Raw genomic sequence first — 18,118 nt, forward strand, 5'->3', positions numbered from 1 at the left:
TCCGTCACCACCGCGCCGCCAGTGCCAGCTCCACCGATCGCGGCGCGCCGATGTAGACGTTCGTCGCCGGATAGCCGGAATATTCGCCGTAGAAGGCGTCGGTCAGGTTGCGCCCGCGCAGCGTCACCGTGGCCCCCCGGGCGACGGGCACGGAGACGCTGGCGTCCAGCAGCGTGTGGCCGGCGACGCGGATCGTGTTCGCCGTATCGGTGTAGAAGGCGCCGGCGTGGCGCAGGAACCCGCCCAGCGTCATCGCCCCGCCGACCGTCAGGAGCGCGGCGGCGTTGGCGGTGATGGCGGGCACGTTGATCGGCCGGTTGCCGCTGCGATCGACCCGCGCGCCGGCCACCAGCTCGGCCAGGTCGTCGTAGCGCGCGTCGGTGTAGGAGGCGCCGCCCGACAGGTGCAGCGCCTTCACCGGCGCGAACGCCGCAGACAGTTCGGCGCCTCGCGACGACTGGCGCCCGCCCTGCACCGCCAGCGCGGGACTGGCCGGGTCGCGCGTCAGGATGTCGCGTTGTGCGATGCGGTACACCGCTCCGGTCGCGCTCGCCCGCCCGCCCCATCCGCTCGCCTTGAACCCAGCCTCCTGCGCCTGACCGCTGGTCAGGCGGAAGCGGCTGTTCGCGATCGAGGCGAGCAGGATCGACGATACCGGCGACACCGCGGTGGTATATTGCGCGTAGAGCGTGACGCCGGGCGACGCTTCCCAGGTGGTGCCCGCCCGCCACGACACGGGGTCGAAGACGGGCCGGTTGCGATCCACCGCGCCGGTCGCGTTCTGCCGTGTCGCGCGGTCCAGCGACATGTGGTCCCACCGTACCCCGCCGACCAGCAGCCAGCGCGGCGTCAGGTTCAGCGCATCCTCGGCGAAGACGGACCATTGCTTCAGCTTCGACACGAAGGTGACGTCGCCGGCGGTGAAGATGCCGGCGGCACCGGGAACGGCGACGAGCGCGGGATCGCGCACGTCCACGGCGGGCAGCGCGCTGGCCGGGGCGGTCTGCCGCAGGCTGGTGAAGTCCGTGTCGTTATGCTCCACGCCCAGGCTGAAGCGGTTGCGCAGCCCGCCCACCCGACCGTCGTGGCCGATCGTCCCGCGCGCGTTCGCGAAGCGATGGTCGTGGCGGAAGTCCTGGTAGCTCTGCGTGAAGCTGCCATGCGGAAAGGCCGGGGTGGGTGCGACGAAGCTCTGCGAGTCGGCCAGCAGGAAGGCGCGGTCGGCGGTGTAGCCGGCGAGGTCGAGCGCCAGCGTCCACCCCCCGCCGACGATCCAGTCCAGCCGCGCGCGCAGCGTCGTCTCGTCCGCGCCGGAATAGGCGCCTCGCGGATTGTAGTTGCGCCGCCGCAGCGCGCGGTCGGCGACGAGGCCGGCGGGTCCGGTCACCGCCCGGGAGGGGCGCAGGGCGAAGCGCGCGGGGATCAGCGGCAGCCCCTGGTAGGTGGCGTCGTAGCGATCCTCGTAATGGTCGAGCGCGACCAGCAGCGACAGGCGGTCGTGCGGCCGCCAAAGCGCGCTGGCCGTGAGGCCGGCCGAGAAGGTGTCGTTGTTCTCGACGTCGTAGCGGCTGTCGGACCGCTGATAGCTGGCGTCCGCGCGCACGGCGAGCGTGGACGACACGGGCAGGTTGACCCCGCCGGCCGCGAAGGCGGAATCGAAGCTTCCGGATGAGAGCAGCAAGTCGGCGTGCCGCTCGCCGAGGACCGGCTTGCGCGTCACCTTGTTGATGACGCCGGCCAGCGCGCCCTCGCCGTAGAGGACGGAGGCGGGGCCTTTCAGCACCTCGATCCGGTCGTAGTGCCAGCTGTTCGTGTCGCGCTGGACGACGGTGGAGGCGGACACCCGCACGCCGTCCTGCAGGATCGACACCGTGTTCCCGGCGAAGCCGCGCAGCGTGACCACCGCGGGATTGCCCGGCACGTTGCCCGCGATCGCGCCCACCACCTGGTCGAATGCCTCGCGCGCGGTACGCAGGCCGCGCTGCTGGAGATCGTCCTGCGTCAGGATGTCCACGCTGGCGGGGGTCTCGCCGATCGACAGCGGCAGGCGGCTGCCCGCGGGCGCGGCGTCGTCGAGATGAAGCGGGTCGCGCTGCCCGGTGACGACGATCGCACCGGGGTCGCGCAGCTGCGCGCCGGCGGTGGCGGGCAGCGTCAGGCCGGGCGCGAGCGCGCACGGCAGGAGGAAATGTCGGATCATGGCCATACCTTCCACCGGCCCGCCGCGAGGCGGGCCGCAGGTCATCGATGCGCGGGGGAGGACCCTGCGCGGAGGACGAGAGGTCAGCGGACGGCTGGCGGCCCGCGCAGCGGGGGGCGCAAACGGGCGAAGGGAGCCGGAGCGGGCAGCGTGGCCGCAGCGAGGCCGAGCGCCAGCACGAAGGCGATCAGCGCCGCCAGCTGGATCGGATCGACCGGCCCGGTCGTCGCCGCGGAGAGGCCGGCGAAGGCGCAGGGCAGCTCCGGCTTGCCATGGTCCGATGGCTGCCCGTGACCCGACGGCGCCGCGTGGTGCGAGCGGTCGCCATGCCTGCCCGGCATGGCCATCGCCACCGGCCGCGGCGCTGCGCCGAGGCAGACGATCACGGAGAGGCGCCCGTTCGTGCTGTCGATCATGAAACCGGCGGGAATCAACAGCTTCAGCAGCAATGCCGCCGCGCAGATCAACGTGGCGAGGCGGCGTTGCGCGACGAGGTTCCGGACGAACCGCACCCCCGCCGCCTAGCCGCGGCCGATGCGCCTGTCACTGAAACAATGCTACCGGGGCAACGCGTCCTCGCGACCGCCGACGCGCATCGTCGCCGCGGCGCCGGCAATCATGAGACCGCCGGCGAGCAGCAGCACGTGGCGTGCATCCCCGCCCAGCAACGGGCCGTAGAACAGCGGGATCGTCAGGCTCTCGATCATCATCGGAATGACGATGAACATGTTGAAGATGCCCATGTAGACGCCGTTGCGCTCGGGCGGGATCATGTCGATCAGCATGACGTAGGGATTGCCCATCATGCTGGCCCAGCCGACGCCGATGCCCAGCATGGCGACGAACAGCCCCGCTTCGCTGCCGATCCCCGGGATCGCCAGCATCGCCGCGCCGGAGGCGAGCAGGCAGCCGGCGTGCGCGCGCCTGGCGCCGAAGCGACGCGCGACGGGCACCAGCGCGATGGCGGCGACGAAGGCGACGGCATTGTAGAAGGCGCCGAGCTGCCCGACCGTCAGCGCGGTGTCGCGGAACGCCTGGCTGCGCGCGTCCGTCGTTCCGGCAAGCGAGCGCGCCAGCGCGAAGGTGATGAACTGCCAATAGGCGAACATCGCGTACCATTGGCACAGCATCGCGAGCGCCAGCTGTCGCATCGGCCGCGGCATTTCCACCAGTGCCAGCCTGAGGTCGCCGAGCGCGCCCGCCAGCGTCAGCGGCGTCGCCGCGAGCCGCGCGCGCTCCTCGGCGGGCAGCGGCAGCTCGGGAACGCGGACGACCGACCACAGGATGGTGGTGAGCGACAGGACCGCGCCGATGGCGAAGGCGATGCGCGTGATGTCGGGAATGCCGTTGGCGTCCACCGCATCCTTGCTGAACCCCACCCACACCAGGATCGAGGGCGCGAGATAGGAAAGGGTCTGCGCCAGCCCCGTGAACGCCGATTGCGTCAGGAACCCGGTGGCGCGCTGCTCGGGTGCCAGGCGGTCGCCGACATAGGCGCGGTACGGCTCCATGGTGACGTTGTTGGCGGCATCGAGGATCCACAGCAGGCTGGCCGCGATCCAGAGCGTGGGGCTGTACGGCATGGCGAACAGGCACAGGCTGCACAGCACCGCGCCGACCAGGAAATAGGGCGTGCGCCGCCCCAGCCGGGAGGAGGTGCGGTCGCTCATCGCGCCGATCAGCGGCTGGATCAGCAGTCCGGTGACCGGGCCCGCCAGCCACAGCAGCGGCAGCGACGCCTCGTCCGCGCCGAGATAGCCGTAGATCGGCGCCATGTTGGCCTGTTGCAGCCCGAACGAGAATTGCAGGCCCAGGAATCCCAGGTTCATCTCGATCAACCGGCCCAGCGACAGGCGCGGCCGCGCGGTCGGTATGACGCTCACCCCTCATCCTCCCCACCGGCGGCGAGCAACGAGCCGCTCCTTGGTCAGTGCTGCATAACCCGTTTGCAATCGATTGCCATGAGAAACTGGTCCGCAGGTGACGAAGCGTCAGCCGACCAGGCCGAGGAGGTGGAGCGCCAGCCCCGCCGCCGCGCTGGCGAGCAGGGTGACGATGATGTTGGCGCCCAGCACGAACACCGCCGCCGCCGCGCCCGCCGCCAGCAGCGTGGCCCAGGGATCGATGCTGGCCGCTACCGGCGCGTCGAAGCGGATCGGGCCGAGCGCGACGGGGGCCGTGTCGCGAAACAGGGTGTGCAGCGCGAACCAGACGGCCAGGTTCAGCACCACGCCCACCACCGCGGCGGTGATCGCCGCCAGCGCGCCCGCGACCGCCGCGTTGCCGCGCAGCCGCTCGATGAACGGCGCGCCCAGGAAGATCCACAGGAAGCACGGCACGAACGTGACCCACGTCGCCAGCAGCCCGCCCAGCGTGCCGGCCAGCAGCGGCGACCACCCGCCGGGATCGCGATAGGCGGCGAGGAAGCCGACGAATTGCAGCACCATGATGAGCGGCCCGGGCGTCGTTTCCGCCATGCCGAGCCCGTCCAGCATCTCGCCCGGCGCCAGCCAGCCGTATCGCTCCACCGCCTGCTGCGCGACATAGGCGAGGACGGCATAGGCGCCGCCGAACGTGACCGTCGCCATGGCGGAGAAGAAGGTGGCGATGCGGCTGAACACGTCGTCGCTGCCGCGCGAGGCGAGCAGCGCGCCGACCGGGATCAGCCACAGCGCGAGCCACAGCGCGGCGGTTCGCGCCGTCTCGCGCACGGACGGCCGCGCGTGCGCGGGCAGCTCCTCGCCCAGCAGCGATTCCGCGTCCGCCACGCCCGGTCCCCCGGCACCGCGATGCCCGCCGCCGCGGAAGGCGAGATGGCCGCGCCGCGCCGACCACCAGCCGATCAGGCCCGCGCCCAGCACGACCAGCGGGAAGGGCGCTTGCAGGAAGAACAGCAGCAGGAACGCCGCCGCCCCCAGCAGCCGCGCCGGCGTGGTGGTCAGCGCGCGCCCGCCGATGCGCACCACCGCCTGGAGCACGACGGCCAGTACCGCCGCCTTCAAACCGAAGAACAGCGCCGCGACGATGCCGACGCGGCCATAGAGGACGTAGATCCAGCTGAGCGCCATGATCGCCACGGCACCGGGCACGACGAACAGCACGCCCGCGACGATCCCGCCGCGCGTGCGGTGCATCAGCCAGCCGATATAGGTCGCGAGCTGCTGCGCCTCCGGCCCCGGCAGCAGCATGCAATAGTTCAGCGCATGCAGGAACCGCTGCTCGCCGATCCAGCGCTTCTCGTCGACGAGGATGCGGTGCATGACGGCGATCTGCCCCGCCGGGCCGCCGAACGACAGCAGTGCGATGCGCCACCACACGGGAATGGCCTGGCGCAGCGTGATCGGCTGCGGGCGCGCGGGCTTGTCTGCCTCTGCCGCGACGCCGGTCATGCCGACACCCCGGCGGCGGGGGCGTGCGAGCGCGCGTCGTGCCGCTCGCCCTGCGCGTCGCGGCACCAGCGATAGAGTGCGTCGTACACCGCCATGCCGGCGTCGAGTTGCGCGTGATCGTCGCCGTGCATCCGCGACAGGCCCAGCGAGATCGCGAGCAGCCCCGCCGCCTCCGGCGCGTGATCGAGCCGGTCGGTATCCGCGCCGCGCACGATGTCCGCCAGCCGGGCGAGCGGGGTGTGACCGGCCAGGCCGAACGCCTCCACCATCGCGTCGAACGTGCAGCGCTCGCCACGGTGTCGCCACGGCACGCGGTCGTCGGCGACGTCGAACGGCTCCGCCCGCTCGCGCGCGGCGAGGTCCAGCACCTCGCCTGGCGCGACGAAGAGGAAGCGGGCGTCCGGATCGATGAAGCGCCGGATCAGCCAGGGGCAGGCGATTCGATCCACCTTCGGCCGCGCCCGCGTGACCCACCAGGTGCGTCCGTCTTCGCGACGCGGCGGCAGGGCCGCGAGCTTCAGGGTGGGGAAGCCCGCCGCGATCCACGCCGCGACGCCGCCGTCCAGCACCTCGGCCGCGATGCCCTCGCTGCGCAGGATCGCCGCGGCCGCCACCGATCCGCCAGCGTCGGCGTCGACCACCACCACGGCGCGCCCGTGCGACCGGCACCAGCGCGCGAGGTCGCCGGCCGCGGGAAAGCGCGAGCCGGGAATGGCGCTGGCCGGACGGTCGCGCAGGTCGACGAGGAGCGGCGAGGCAGGGAGGCCGACCAGCCTGGCGAGCTTGTCGATCGAGATGACGTTGGGAGCGGGCACGGTTGCGTCCTCTAGCGTGGTGATGCCGGACGCGACTCTTCGGCTGACGCCTCGTGGGGAGTTCGCGGTCCCCATGGCACGTATCAGCCACCTTCCGGCGACGCTGTCAATCGCCGGTCCCGGTGGTGCGGTGAACGCAAGCCGGGTGACGCCGCGCCCTTTCCCGCGGCGTCACCCGGTGGATCATGCCGCGGCCGGCAACGGCCGGCGCGCGGGGCATGACCCGTCTCGAGATCAGAAGTGGGCGACGATGCCCAACGTGGGACGGAAGCTGTTCACCCAGCCCAGGCTCTGGACCTCGCCGCGCAGGCGCAGACCCGAATTGCCGGTGATGCCGCCGAGACCGATGTCCCTGGGGCCGACTTCGAAACCCACGCCGTAGGTCATGTCGTGATAGTCGCGGCGCGTGTCGGCGCGCTTGGCGAAGTTGACCCACTGGTAGCCGACCTTGCCGTAGAACAGCCCGCTCTCGCCCGCGCGCAGGCCGAAGCGGCCGGCGGCGCCGTACTGCCAGTCGATGTCGCCCGACACGCCCTTCGCGACGTTGCCTTCCCCACCGACGAAGAAGGCGCCCAGCGGCACGTTCACGCCGACCAGACCCTCGACGATGGACCCGTTCAGCTTGTTCTGCCGCGTGCCGCCAGCGATGCCCGCATCGTTGGCCTCCGCGTCGAACTGCTCCCAGCCGCCGCGCACCGCGACATAGGGTTCGATGCCGAACGCGCGGGTGCCGTCCGGTGCGGTGGCACTGGCGTCGGTGGCGGCGGCGTCCTGGGCCGTCGCGGGAGAGGCGGCGGCAAAGGTGGCGGCGAGCGCCACGGTAGCGAGCGTCTTCATGCGATCCATCACTTCTGGCCGTCCTTGCCCGAGGCGTCGGAAACGGCGCCGCCGGCGGACTTCAGGTCCTTGCCCGCTCCGTTGACGGTGTTGCAGGCGGCAAGCGCCAGGGCGGCGGCGAGCGCGGCGGTGAGAGCGAAGGTCGTCTTCATCACAGGTCTCCTATCGATCGGTCGGGTCAGCGCAGGCGGCGGCGCGCGGCGGCGGTCGCGCCGAAGGCGGCCGCGCCCGCGCCGGCGAGCAGCGCCAAGACGAGGACGAACGAGGTGCTGGCGGCGGCACCGGCGGCGGCGTCGGTCGCCGACCTGGCGGTGTTCACCGCATCGTCCTTCGCCTTCACGACGTCGGCCTTGGCCCGGGCGACCTGCGCCTGCGCCTGGTCGCGCGGGATGCGGCGCTGCGCCGCGACGACATCGACGATGCGATTCTCCGCGCGGGCACCGCCTGCCCCGCCACCGGCCAGCGCGGGCAGCTGTCGCGCGATCTCCGCCTGCGCCTGCTCGGGCGTCATCCGCGCCGGATCGGCGGGCGCGTCGGACAGGTAGCGCGCGGCCTCCTGCCGCACGTCGCCCTCGTCCACGCCGGCGATGCTGGCGACCTTCGGCGCGGCCGCGCCCACGGTGGAGCCGGCGGCGGAAGCGACCGCCCCCACCGTGCGGAACGCGCCGCCGATGATACCGCCGACCGCCGAGGTCAGCAGGTACAGCGTCAGGATCAGCGTGACGCCCCACACGACCAGGCCGTGGACCAGCGCGTCGAACCGGTCGGTGATGCCCGACGCGCGGGCTGCGGCATAACCCCCGGCGCCCAGCGCGATCACCGTGGTGAGCAGCCAGTAGATGCCCGCGCCGATCCCGAACCCGGTGGCGCCCGGCGTCGTGCCCTCGACGGGATCGACCATCGACAGTCCGATGCCGGTTCCCAGGATGCCGAGCAGCAGCTGCACCGCGACGGCGATCACGACGCCGGCGAAGATCGCGCCCCACGACACGCGCCGGCCCGCGGCGACGATCCCCGCCGGGGCGACGCCGCCGTGCGGCACTGCCATCGTGCCGTCCGCTAGGTTGGTTGCCATGTTCACTCCTGTTCCTTGTTGGTCCTGCGGGCCGCCTTGCCGGCGGCCGCCTGTTCGTCGCGACCCTTGGCGATCTGCGCGTCATCGCCGATCAGCTTGCCGATCGCCGCCTGCGCCGCGCCCTTGGCGCCGCGCACCCGAGCTTCCCGCTTGGTCGTGTCGCCCTCCTTCATCGCCGGTCCTCCCGCGGGCGCACGGCCACCGCGCCGCTCTCGAACCCGCGGGCGCGGGCCCAGGCGGCGGCGGCGGTGCGCCGGTTCACGCCGATCTTCGCGTAGATGCGCGCCACGTGGTTGCGCACGGTGTTGCCCGCCACGCCCAGCGCGCGCGCGATGCTCTTGTCGTCCTTGCCCTGGCAGATCAGCGCCAGCACCTCGCGCTCGCGCGCGGTCAGGTCGTCCAGGCTCGCGCCGTCCTCGTCCGCCTGCGGCGCGCGCAGCCGGGCCAGCTTGTCCATGATCGAACGGCTGAACCAGCTGGTGTCCTTCATCACCGCCTCGATCGCCTCGACCAGTTCCAGCTCGGTCGCCTTGCGCTGGGTGATGTCCTGAAATGCCCACAGCACGCAGGCATCGCCGCCCAGCGTGATCGCCTCGGTGGAGACCAGGCAGTCGATGCGATGGCCGTCCCGCGCGCCGATCCGCGCCTCGTGTCCGCGCAGGTCGTGCCCGCCCTCGATCGCGCCCTCGATGTCGGCGCGCACCTCGTCGCTCGCCCACAGGCGCACGTCCGCCAGCGAGCGGCCGATGATCTCCGGCGCGCCATAGCCGGTCAGCGCGGTGAAGCTGTCGTTCACCTCGCACAGCAGGTGCCCATCGCGCGCGCCGATCGCCATTGGGACGGGCGCCATCTGAAAGGTGCGGGTGAAGCGTTCCTCGCTGTGGCGCAGCGCCGCCTCCGCCTTCCGGCGCGGTTCCAGATCGGCGAAGGTGAACAGCATGCAGGGCTCGCCGCCCATGTCGATCGGCTGCCCCGCGACGATCACCAGCTTGGCGCCGCCGCCCGGCAGTTCCAGCTCGGCTTCCATCTGCGGGATCGTCCGCCCCTCGGCCAGCCGCTCCTTCGCCAGCTCCCGCTTCTCCCCCTCGCGCAGCACGTCGATGTCGTAGACGGTCTTGCACAACACCTGCTCGCGCAGATGCCCTGTCATCTCTAGGAAGCCCTGGTTGACCTTGACGTAGCGCAGGTCGGCCAGGCGGCAGATCACCGCGGGGGCGGGATTGGCGTTGAACGACTGTTCGAACCGGTCCTCCGCCTCGAATCGCGCCGTCACGTCCTGCACCACCAGCACCACGCACGAGGGCGCGCCCTCGTCGCTGTCGTTCAGCACCAGGCTGCGGACCTGATGCACCCAGCGCGGATGCTCCTCGCCCGCGACGGTCACCTCGACCACCACTTCGGAGAAGGAATCGCCCGCGACCACCCGTTCGATCGGGTAATCGTCGGCCTCCAGCCGATGGTTGTTGCGGTAGCGCAGCTGGAAGCGGGCGCGATATTCGTCGACGGTGCGGCCCAACTCCTCCAGCCGCGCCACGCCGTGCATCGCCAGCGCGGCGTCGTTCGCCCACAGCAGCGTCTCGTCCGGATCGATCAGGATCACGCCCTCGTCCAGGCCGGCGACGATCTGGCGCAGGTGGCGCAGGTCGGCGGTCTCGCGCAGGGTCTTGAGCGGCGGGGACACGAGCAGGTCCGTCTCAGGCGGCCCGTCGGTGGATCAGCCAGCCGGCGAGATAGCCGCCCGCCGCCGCCGCGGCGGCCACCAGCAGGCGCCCGTCGCCGCCGCGCATCGATCGCGCCACCGCGTCGGACCCGCGCCGCGCCGCCGCCGCGGCGTGTTGCGACACGGCGTCCAACCGCTCGCGTGCCTCGTCGATCAACCCGGGCGCCGCGTCGGCGACGTCGCCGGCCACGGACTGGGCTCGGCCGAACATATTCTCCGCGGCGCCCGACACCTGGTCGGCGACTCCGGTGATCTGCCAGTCGCGGCTGTCGACCGCGTCGCCGATCGCCTTCTCCACCTTGCCACCGAGATACCGCGCGCCACCGCGCACTTCGTGCTTGTTCACGTTGCTACTCCAAAGAAGGTTGCGGATCAGGCCGAAGCGGTGCAGCCGGCCAGTGCCTTGCCGACCTCCAGCGCGACCGCCGGATCCTTGATCTCGCCGGCGACGCGCAGTAGGTCTCCGGCATCCAGCCGTCGCGGGTCGGGATCGTCGCGGCCGTAGGCCGCCGCGGCGCGGCCCAGCTGCTGCAGCTGGCCGAGCGACAATCGCCGCTCCAGCCGGTCGCCGACGCAGGCCGACCGCGCGGGATCGAAGCCGTACCGCTCCAGCCCGCTTGCGATGCGGGTCGAGGGCGACGCGCAGGATGCGAGCAGGGCCGCGAGGACAGTGACGGGGAACACGCGCTGCAATCGGCTTCTCCGAACCCGCCGATCGCGGCATGCGACCGGTTCGGCCGCATCAACCCATGTTACAAACCTGTGTTCCTGGTAGGTTTGCAGGGGTCGCCTAGTGTTCCTGCACCCCAAGTTCGTCGGCCCGCGCCTGATAGAGCGCGGCGAACCGTCGATGCAGCGCCTGGTGCTCGACGGTGTCGGCAGCCGCGGCCTGGTCGCGATGTTCGCTCGCGCGTCTCAGCAGATAGTCGCGCTCGGCACTCGTCTCGCGGCTCATCGGCACTCTCTTCCGCTCGGGCATGTCGGATTGCCCTCGTAGGAGCGTGCCGCCGTCGCTGGGAATAGCGCAGAAGGACCAGTGGGCAGGCCCGTTCTACTACGGCCCGTGCCGGCGACCGTCGCCGCTACAGGAAGCTGTACGGATCGACGTCCACTGCCACGCGCACCTTCGCCGGCCAGTCGAGCGCGCCCAGCCACGCGCGGATCACGTCCTGCACGTCCAGCGCGCGGCGGGCGTGGACCAGCAGGCGGTAGCGGTGACGCCCGCGCAGCATGGCGAGCGGGGCAGGGGCGGGGCCGTAGACGTGCATCCCTTCCACCTCCGGCGCGGCGCGCCCGACGAGCCGCGCGGTCTCCATCGCCGCGGCCTGATCCTCCGAGCTGACCACGATCGCGGCGTAGCGACCGAACGGCGGCGCGCCCGCCTCGGCCCGCGCCTCCGTCTCCGCGGCATAGAAGGCCTCGGCGTCGCCCGTCACCAGCGCCTGCATGACGCCGGCCTTGGGCGCGTGGGTCTGGATGAAGACGTGGCCGGGCTTCTCGCCTCGCCCGGCACGGCCCGATACCTGGCGGATCTGCTGGAAGGTCCGCTCCGCCGCGCGCAGGTCGCCGCCGTCGAGGCCCAGGTCCGCGTCGACCACGCCGACCAGCGTCAGGTTCGGGAAGTGATAGCCCTTGGTCACCAATTGCGTGCCGACGACGATGTCGATGTCGCCCGCCTCCATCCGCCCGACGAACTCCGCCGCCTTCGCCGGCGACCAGATCGTGTCCGACGTGACCACGGCGGTTTTCGCCTCTGGAAACAGCGCGGCCACCTCGTCGGCGATCCGCTCCACGCCGGGGCCGCAGGCCACCAAGGTGTCCTCCTCCTTGCACTCCGGGCACAGCCGCGGAACGGGCTCGACATGGCCGCAATGATGGCAGGCGAGGCGGCGGGTCAGCCGGTGCTCCACCATCCAGGCTGTGCAATTGGGGCATTGGAAGCGGTGGCCGCAGGTGCGGCACAACGTGAGCGGCGCGTAGCCGCGACGGTTGAGGAACAACAGCGACTGCTCGCCTTTCTCCAGCCGCTCCGCGATGCCACCGACCAGCCGACCGCTCAGCCACCGACCGCGCTCCGGCGGCTCGGCGATCAGGTCGATCGCCTCGATCGTCGGCATCTGCGCCGCGCCGAAGCGCGCGGGCAGCTTCACTTCGGCATAGGTGCCGAGCGCGACCTGATGCCGCGTCTCGATCGCGGGGGTGGCGCTGGCGAGGATCACCGGGCAGCCTTCGAACTTGGCGCGCATCACCGCCACGTCGCGGGCGTGATAGTGGACGCCGTCCTCCTGCTTGAAGCTGGTCTCGTGCGCCTCGTCGACGACGAGGAGGCCAAGCCGGGCGTAGGGCAGGAACAGGGCCGATCGCGCGCCCACCGTCACGCGTGCCTCGCCCGTCGAGATCGCGCGCCAGGCGCGGCGTCGCTGGGTCGATCGCAGGCCGGAATGCCACGCCACCGGCTCGCAGCCGAAGCGGTCGTGGAAGCGCTTCAGGAACGGCTCGGTCAGTGCGATCTCGGGCAGCAGGACCAGCACCTGCCGCCCCGCGCGGATCGCCTCGGCCACCGCCTCGAAATAGACCTCGGTCTTGCCCGATCCGGTGACGCCGTCGAGCAGGGTCGGCGCGAAGGCATCGGCGCGCACGCCCGCCACCAGCGTGTCCGCCGCGGCGCGCTGGTCGTCGGACAGCGCGGGCGGGGCGTGGTCCGCGTCGGGCACGGGAAAGGGACTGTCGATGTCAACCTCCACCCCCTCGATCGCACCGGCCTTCACCAGGCCGCGAATCACCGCGTCGCTCACGTCGGCGATGGTGGCGAGTTCGCGGATCAAGCCCTGGCGGTCGCCGATCCGCTCCAGCGCCTGCGCCCGCTGCGGTGTCAGCCGGTCGGGGACGTGGCCGGTGGCGCGATATTCGACGGCCGTGCGCGAACCCTCCAGCGCGGAGGTGGAGGACAGCGCCATCCGCACCACCGCGGCGGGCGGCGCGAGGTAATAGTCCGCGGTCCATTCCACCAGCCGCCGCAGCGGCGCGGCGAGCGGCGGCGCGTCGGCGACGGCGAGGAGATTGCGCAGGCGGTTGTCGCCCACCTCCGCATCGGACGGCATTCGCTCCGCTTCCCACGCGACGCCGGTCAGCTGGCGCGGCCCCAGCGGCGCGACGACGATCGAGCCGGGCTCGACGTGCATCCCGTGCGGCACGCGATAGTCGAGCGGACCGAGCGCGGAGTTGAGGACGAGGACGCGGGCGCGGGACATGCGGCTGCGCATATGGCGCCTGCGCGACTCGGGTGCCAGTGGGGCGTCGTTCCGTGATCCCGCGGAGGCGGGAGCCCAGGAGTGCCGATCGCAGGCTCCGGTACTCGCATCGCTGCGTTTCCGCCTCCACGGGAACGGTGGAATCGTTCAGCCCCGGTTGTCCCGCGTTTGCCAAGGCTGCACACGTCTTCGCATGAAGGAGTAGAGCTGATGGTCCCCACCCGCCGCCACCTGCTGATCGGCGCGCTCGGCGCGTCGGCCGCGCTGCTGCCCGGCTGTGCCACCACGGGCCTGCGCGGCGGCGCGCAAGAGGCGTTGCAGCGGCTGCTGGAGATTTCCACCGGTCGCGCGGTGGAACGGTTCGCGACGGACCCCGCCACCCGGCTCGCGATCCCGACGGAACTCGCCGGTAGCGGGCGCGAGGGAGCGGTGCTCTCGGCACTGCTGCGCTCGCGCCCGGTGCAGGAGCAGGTGTCGCTGCTGGTGAACCGCGCCGCGGGCGAGGCCGCGGACCGCGCCGCGCCCGCGATCTTCGACGCGATCCGCCGCCTCACCTTCGCCGACGCGATCGGCATCGCGCGGGGCGGTCCCACGTCGGCGACCGACTATCTCCAGCGTAGCATCGGTACCGGCATCGTCGACGCGATGCTGCCGGGGGTGGCGGACGTGCTGGGCAGCTTCGACGGCGACGGCGTGCTCGGCCCGGTGCTGGGCGCGGCGACGGGGGTGAACGTGGTGGCGATCCAGCGCACCGTGGCGGTACAGGCCTCGCGCGCGCTGTTCGGCGCGATCGGGCGCGAGGAGGCGGCGATCCGACGCGACCCCCGCTCGGCGCGCGACGGGCTGGTCGAGGCGCTGCTGACCGGGCAATTGTAGTCCCGCCGCCGTTCGCGGGTAAGCTCCTCGCGCCTGCGCCGCTTCTCGACTTCGCTCGAAGCGAGCGGTGGACTAGGATAGCGGCGTGACCCCGCTCGCCCACGATTTCGCGCAACACCTGCTCCGCGATCGACGCCGGTCGGAGCATACGGCGCGCGCTTATCGTGCCGGAGCGGAGCGGTGGATCGGCTTCCTCCAGCGGCACTGGGGCGGCGAGGTGGATCGCGCGGCGCTGGCGCGGGTCGCGGCGACGGACCTGCGCGCGTTTCTGGCGCAGCGGCGGGCCGAGGGGCTGTCGAACGCCTCCGCCGCGCGCGAGCTGTCGGCGGTGCGCGCCTTTCTCGCCTGGGCCGGGGCCGCGGCGCCGCGGACGAAGGCGCCGCGCGTGAAGAAGGGCGTGCCGCGGCCGATCGCCCCGCACGAGGCGGTCGCGCTGGGCCGGCACGTGGCGGAGGAGGCGGCGGAGCCGTGGATCGGCGCGCGCGACTGGGCGGTGCTGCTGCTGCTCTACGGCGCTGGCCTTCGCATCGGGGAGGCGCTGTCGCTGACCGGCGCGGTGCTGCCGCTGGGCGAGACGCTGGCGGTGACGGGCAAGCGCGCGAAGACGCGGATCGTGCCGCTGCTGCCCGCCGTGCGCGACGCGATCATGGCCTATGTCGCCGCGTCGCCCTGGCCGGTCCGGCGCGACGCCGCGCTGTTCCGCGGCGCGAAGGGCGGGCCGCTGTCGCCGGGCATCGTGCGCGTGAAGGTGCAGGCAGCGCGCGCCACGCTGGGGCTGGGCGAGCGCACCACGCCGCACGCGCTGCGCCACAGCTTCGCGACGCACCTGCTGGGTCGGGGTGCGGACTTGAGGCAGCTGCAGGAACTGCTCGGCCACGCCAGCCTCAGCTCGACTCAGGTCTATACCGCGGTCGATGCGGCGCATCTGATGGACGTGTACCGCGCCGCGCACCCGCGGGCGTAGATCGTTGCTCGGCCCGAGCCAAGTCGAACGGCCCGGCGCGAACGGAGTATGGAAGGCCCTCCTACCTCTCCCGAGGCTTCCATGTCGCGACACGGTACAACCAGATGCCGAGCGCCAGCACCGTCACGCCGATGCCCAGCGGCCCGAGATATTGCTCCAGCTGCGAGAAACGCGAGCCGAGCACGTATCCCGCCCCGGCGAGGAAGCCGTTCCAGATCAGGCTCCCCGCGAAGGTCCACAGCAGGAACTTCCACACCGGCATCGCCGCCATGCCCGCAGGCAGCGAGATCATCGTGCGGAAGGTGGGCAGGAAGCGGAAGACGAAGACCATCCAGCCGCCGTGCCGGTGAAAGAAGTGCTGGACGTGCTCCACGTCCTCCCACTCCATCGTCAGCCAGCGGCCGTGCTTCTCGACGAAGGGGCGGAAGCGCTCGTAGCCCAGCCGGCGCCCGACGACGTACCAGAAGACGTTGCCCGCCGTCGTGCCCGCGGTGCCCCACAGCACCAGCGGCACCATCGCCATCTGCCCGCGCGCCGCGGCGATGCCGCCGAAGCCCATGATGACCTCCGACGGGATCGGCGGGAAGACGTTCTCCAGCGCCATCAGCACGAAGATGCCGAGATAGCCGCCGCGCGCGATCCAATCGAGGATGAACTCCGTCATGTCGCGCCCAACCGGCGGATCAGGCGGTGCGTTCCTGATGCCGCCGCTCGATCGCATCCCAGATCAGCCCGGCAACGTCGGTGCCGTCGAACTTCTCGATCGCGACGATGCCGGTCGGCGACGTGACGTTGATCTCGGTCAGCCACTCGCCGCCGATCACGTCGATGCCCACGAAAACGAGGCCGCGGCGCTTCAGCTCCGGCGCCAGCGCGGCGCAGATCTCGCGCTCCTTGGGCGTCAGCTGCGTCTTCTGCGCCGAACCGCCGACGGCCAGGTTGGAGCGGATCTCGCCCTCCCCCGGCAGGCGGTTGATCGCGCCGGCGACCTCGCCGTCGACCAGCACGATGCGCTTGTCGCCCTTCGCCACGTCCGGCAGGAACGCCTGGATCATGTGCGGCTCGCGCCAGGTCATGTTGAAGACCTCGATCAGCGAGGAAAGGTTCGCGCCGTCCTCCCCCACGCGGAAGATCGCCTTGCCGCCGTTGCCGTGGAGCGGCTTCACGACGATGGCGCCGTGCCGCTTCAGGAAGGCGCGCGCCTCTTCCAGCGAGCGGGTGACGAGGGTCGGCGGCATGAAGCGCGCGAAGTCGAGCACCCACACCTTCTCCGGCGCGTCGCGCACGCTCTTCGGATCGTTGACCACCAGCGTGCGGTCGGCGATCCGCTCCAGCAGGTGGGTCGCGGTGATGTAGCCGAGGTCGAAGGGGGGATCCTGCCGCATCAGCACGACGTCCGCCTCCGCGCCGAGGTCGAGGCTGACCGGCTCGCCGAAGCGGTAATGTTGGCCCTCGACCCGCTGCACCGTCACCGGATGCGCGCGTGCCCAGAGGCGGCCGTCGGACCAGTTGAGGTCCTCCGCGCCATAGTGGAACAGCCGGTGTCCGCGCGCCTGCGCCGACAGCATCAGCGCGAAGGTGGAATCGCCCGCGATGTTGATCGAGGCGAGGGGATCCATCTGTACCGCGACGGTCAGTGTCATACCGCAACTCCGTTCGTGGTGAGGAGGGGCCGAGCTTGTCGAAGCCCCGTCTCGAACCACCGGCAGCATCCTTCGAGACGCCGCTTCGACGTTGCTCAGCGGCTACTCAGGACGAACGGAGGGGCGATAGGCGGACGGGACGCGATTGTCACCCGATCCACGCATTCTCGATATGGCGGATCGGCTCGCCCGGCGCGAACAGGATCACGTCGACGCGGATGTCCTCGCCCGCGGTGGCGTAGCGCTCCATCAGCACCTCCGCCGCGGCGGCGACGCGAGAGAGGCGGCGCTGGTCGATCGCCATGTCCAGCTCGGCACCGGTGCGGCGCGTCTTTACTTCAACGAACGCCACCAGGCCGGCACGATGCGCGATCAGGTCCACCTCCCCCGCCTTGGTCCGCACGCGGCGGTCGAGGATGCGCCAGCCCTTCAGCCGCAGCCACCACGCCGCCATCCGCTCGCCGCGACGGCCCGCGGCCTCGGCCAGTCGACGGTCGCGGGTGGGGCGGGGCATCGCAGAAGGGTGGCGCGCGGCGGCGAAGGGTGCAAGGGCGCGCGCGTGCTTCCCGCGTCGCTCGCTTCCCGCCTTGCCCGCTGGCGTGCCGCCACACCGCGCCGGCTCGTCGGCATCGGTGCGGCGCTTCTGGCAGAACTGCTGCTGGTGCTGCTGCTGCTGACGCTCGCGCCGGGCGTGCCTGAGCCGCGGCGCGAGCGGCGCACGACGTTCAGCATGACCGACGAGCCGGCCGTGCCCGAGCAGGAGAAGACGCCCGAGGCGGACGAGCCCGCGGTGGCGCAGACCGAGCGGCCGGTGGAGGCACCCGTGCCGCCGGCACCTCCGGTTCCCGCGCCGATCGCTCCGCCGGTGCCGGTGCCGATCGTCCCGCTCTCGCCCGCGCAGATGGCGCAGGCGGACATCACCCCGCCCGCGCCCCCTGCGCCCGCCCCTGCGGTGCCGCGGCGCGGCGTCGCGGGGCCGCCCAACGTCGGCGGCGGCAGCGCCTTCGCCGATACGCCGCGGGTGTCGGGCAGCGGCCCCAACGGCGAGCCGCTTTACGCCGCCGCCTGGTATCGCGAGCCGTACCCGGAGGAGCTGCGCGGCTATCTCTCCACTGCGCAGGGGCCGGGCTGGGCGCTGATCGCGTGCCGCACGGTGCGCGAGTGGCGGGTGGAGGATTGCGTGAAGCTGGACGAATCGCCCGCCGGATCGAACATCGCGCGGTCGGTGCTGGCGGCCGCGTGGCAGTTCAAGGTGCGTCCGCCGCGGCTCGGCGGCGAGCTGCGCTACGGCGAGTGGGTGCGGATCCGGATCGATTACGATCTGCGATGATGCCCGGCATGACGGATG

General features: G+C 72.0%; 20 protein-coding genes. 3 read left to right on the top strand and 17 right to left on the bottom strand.

Annotated elements, in window-relative coordinates; genetic code table 11:
* Positions 1–4 precede the first annotated feature (4 nt).
* The 14 genes from HBH26_RS08320 to HBH26_RS08385 form a co-directional block, all read right to left on the bottom strand.
* Positions 5–2,200 (bottom strand): TonB-dependent receptor, encoded by a 2,196-nt coding sequence (locus tag HBH26_RS08320; protein WP_168134125.1) that lies wholly within the window; start codon positions 2,198–2,200, stop codon positions 5–7.
* 83 nt (positions 2,201–2,283) lie between these two features.
* Positions 2,284–2,712, bottom strand: a complete 429-nt coding sequence (locus tag HBH26_RS08325) for a hypothetical protein (protein WP_168134126.1) — start codon at positions 2,710–2,712, stop codon at positions 2,284–2,286.
* 45 nt (positions 2,713–2,757) lie between these two features.
* A complete protein-coding gene (locus HBH26_RS08330; RefSeq protein WP_168134265.1) occupies positions 2,758–4,029 on the bottom strand; it encodes an MFS transporter in 1,272 nt (423 codons plus the stop codon).
* 162 nt (positions 4,030–4,191) lie between these two features.
* The gene (gene chrA / locus HBH26_RS08335) at positions 4,192–5,589 is read right to left on the bottom strand and encodes a chromate efflux transporter (RefSeq protein ID WP_168134127.1); all 1,398 of its coding nucleotides are present in this window, start codon (positions 5,587–5,589) and stop codon (positions 4,192–4,194) included.
* Positions 5,586–6,404, bottom strand: a complete 819-nt coding sequence (locus tag HBH26_RS08340) for a chromate resistance protein ChrB domain-containing protein (protein WP_168134128.1) — start codon at positions 6,402–6,404, stop codon at positions 5,586–5,588. Before HBH26_RS08340 ends, chrA begins: the two co-directional genes overlap by 4 nt.
* 234 nt (positions 6,405–6,638) lie before the next feature.
* Positions 6,639–7,241, bottom strand: a complete 603-nt coding sequence (locus tag HBH26_RS08345; RefSeq protein WP_168134129.1) for an opacity protein — start codon at positions 7,239–7,241, stop codon at positions 6,639–6,641.
* 8 nt (positions 7,242–7,249) lie between these two features.
* Complete coding sequence (locus HBH26_RS08350) at positions 7,250–7,393, bottom strand: entericidin A/B family lipoprotein (RefSeq protein WP_168134130.1); 144 nt, start codon at positions 7,391–7,393, stop codon at positions 7,250–7,252.
* Between the two features lie 26 nt (positions 7,394–7,419).
* Complete coding sequence (locus tag HBH26_RS08355; protein ID WP_168134131.1) at positions 7,420–8,316, bottom strand: hypothetical protein; 897 nt, start codon at positions 8,314–8,316, stop codon at positions 7,420–7,422.
* Positions 8,317–8,318: 2 nt separating this feature from the next.
* Complete coding sequence (locus tag HBH26_RS08360) at positions 8,319–8,489, bottom strand: hypothetical protein (RefSeq protein ID WP_168134132.1); 171 nt, start codon at positions 8,487–8,489, stop codon at positions 8,319–8,321.
* Positions 8,486–10,003, bottom strand: a complete 1,518-nt coding sequence (locus HBH26_RS08365; RefSeq protein ID WP_168134266.1) for a PAS domain S-box protein — start codon at positions 10,001–10,003, stop codon at positions 8,486–8,488. Before HBH26_RS08365 ends, HBH26_RS08360 begins: the two co-directional genes overlap by 4 nt.
* Positions 10,004–10,010: 7 nt before the next feature.
* Positions 10,011–10,382, bottom strand: a complete 372-nt coding sequence (locus tag HBH26_RS08370; RefSeq protein ID WP_168134133.1) for a CsbD family protein — start codon at positions 10,380–10,382, stop codon at positions 10,011–10,013.
* Positions 10,383–10,408: 26 nt separating this feature from the next.
* Positions 10,409–10,720 carry a hypothetical protein gene (locus HBH26_RS08375; RefSeq protein ID WP_338057306.1) on the bottom strand — a complete coding sequence of 104 codons (312 nt, stop codon included), beginning with the start codon at positions 10,718–10,720 and terminating at the stop codon, positions 10,409–10,411.
* Between the two features lie 106 nt (positions 10,721–10,826).
* Positions 10,827–10,991, bottom strand: coding sequence for a hypothetical protein (locus tag HBH26_RS08380; RefSeq protein ID WP_168134135.1), 165 nt, complete (start codon positions 10,989–10,991; stop codon positions 10,827–10,829).
* 127 nt (positions 10,992–11,118) lie between these two features.
* On the bottom strand, positions 11,119–13,287 hold the full coding sequence (locus tag HBH26_RS08385; protein WP_168134136.1) for a primosomal protein N': 2,169 nt from the start codon (positions 13,285–13,287) through the stop codon (positions 11,119–11,121).
* Positions 13,288–13,497: 210 nt separating this feature from the next.
* On the opposite strand from HBH26_RS08385, the gene HBH26_RS08390 reads away from it, so the two are divergent.
* Both HBH26_RS08390 and HBH26_RS08395 read left to right on the top strand, forming a co-directional pair.
* Positions 13,498–14,163, top strand: coding sequence for a DUF4197 family protein (locus HBH26_RS08390; protein ID WP_168134137.1), 666 nt, complete (start codon positions 13,498–13,500; stop codon positions 14,161–14,163).
* Between the two features lie 85 nt (positions 14,164–14,248).
* Positions 14,249–15,127, top strand: coding sequence for a tyrosine-type recombinase/integrase (locus HBH26_RS08395; RefSeq protein ID WP_168134138.1), 879 nt, complete (start codon positions 14,249–14,251; stop codon positions 15,125–15,127).
* Positions 15,128–15,188: 61 nt separating this feature from the next.
* Here HBH26_RS08395 and HBH26_RS08400 read toward each other — a convergent pair whose 3' ends face one another.
* The 3 genes from HBH26_RS08400 to HBH26_RS08410 all read right to left on the bottom strand — a co-directional run bounded on the left by HBH26_RS08400 (position 15,189) and on the right by HBH26_RS08410 (position 17,284).
* On the bottom strand, positions 15,189–15,791 hold the full coding sequence (locus HBH26_RS08400; RefSeq protein ID WP_168134139.1) for a DedA family protein: 603 nt from the start codon (positions 15,789–15,791) through the stop codon (positions 15,189–15,191).
* A 19-nt stretch (positions 15,792–15,810) separates the two neighbouring features.
* Positions 15,811–16,770 (bottom strand): glutathione synthase, encoded by a 960-nt coding sequence (gshB, locus tag HBH26_RS08405; protein WP_168134140.1) that lies wholly within the window; start codon positions 16,768–16,770, stop codon positions 15,811–15,813.
* Between the two features lie 148 nt (positions 16,771–16,918).
* On the bottom strand, positions 16,919–17,284 hold the full coding sequence (locus HBH26_RS08410; RefSeq protein ID WP_168134141.1) for a YraN family protein: 366 nt from the start codon (positions 17,282–17,284) through the stop codon (positions 16,919–16,921).
* Between the two features lie 9 nt (positions 17,285–17,293).
* Here HBH26_RS08410 and HBH26_RS08415 point away from each other — a divergent pair, with 9 nt between their 5' ends.
* Positions 17,294–18,100, top strand: a complete 807-nt coding sequence (locus HBH26_RS08415) for a hypothetical protein (RefSeq protein WP_168134142.1) — start codon at positions 17,294–17,296, stop codon at positions 18,098–18,100.
* Positions 18,101–18,118 lie beyond the last annotated feature (18 nt).

Origin of the sequence: Sphingomonas corticis (assembly GCF_012035195.1) — a bacterium.
Classification (GTDB): domain Bacteria; phylum Pseudomonadota; class Alphaproteobacteria; order Sphingomonadales; family Sphingomonadaceae; genus Sphingomonas; species Sphingomonas corticis.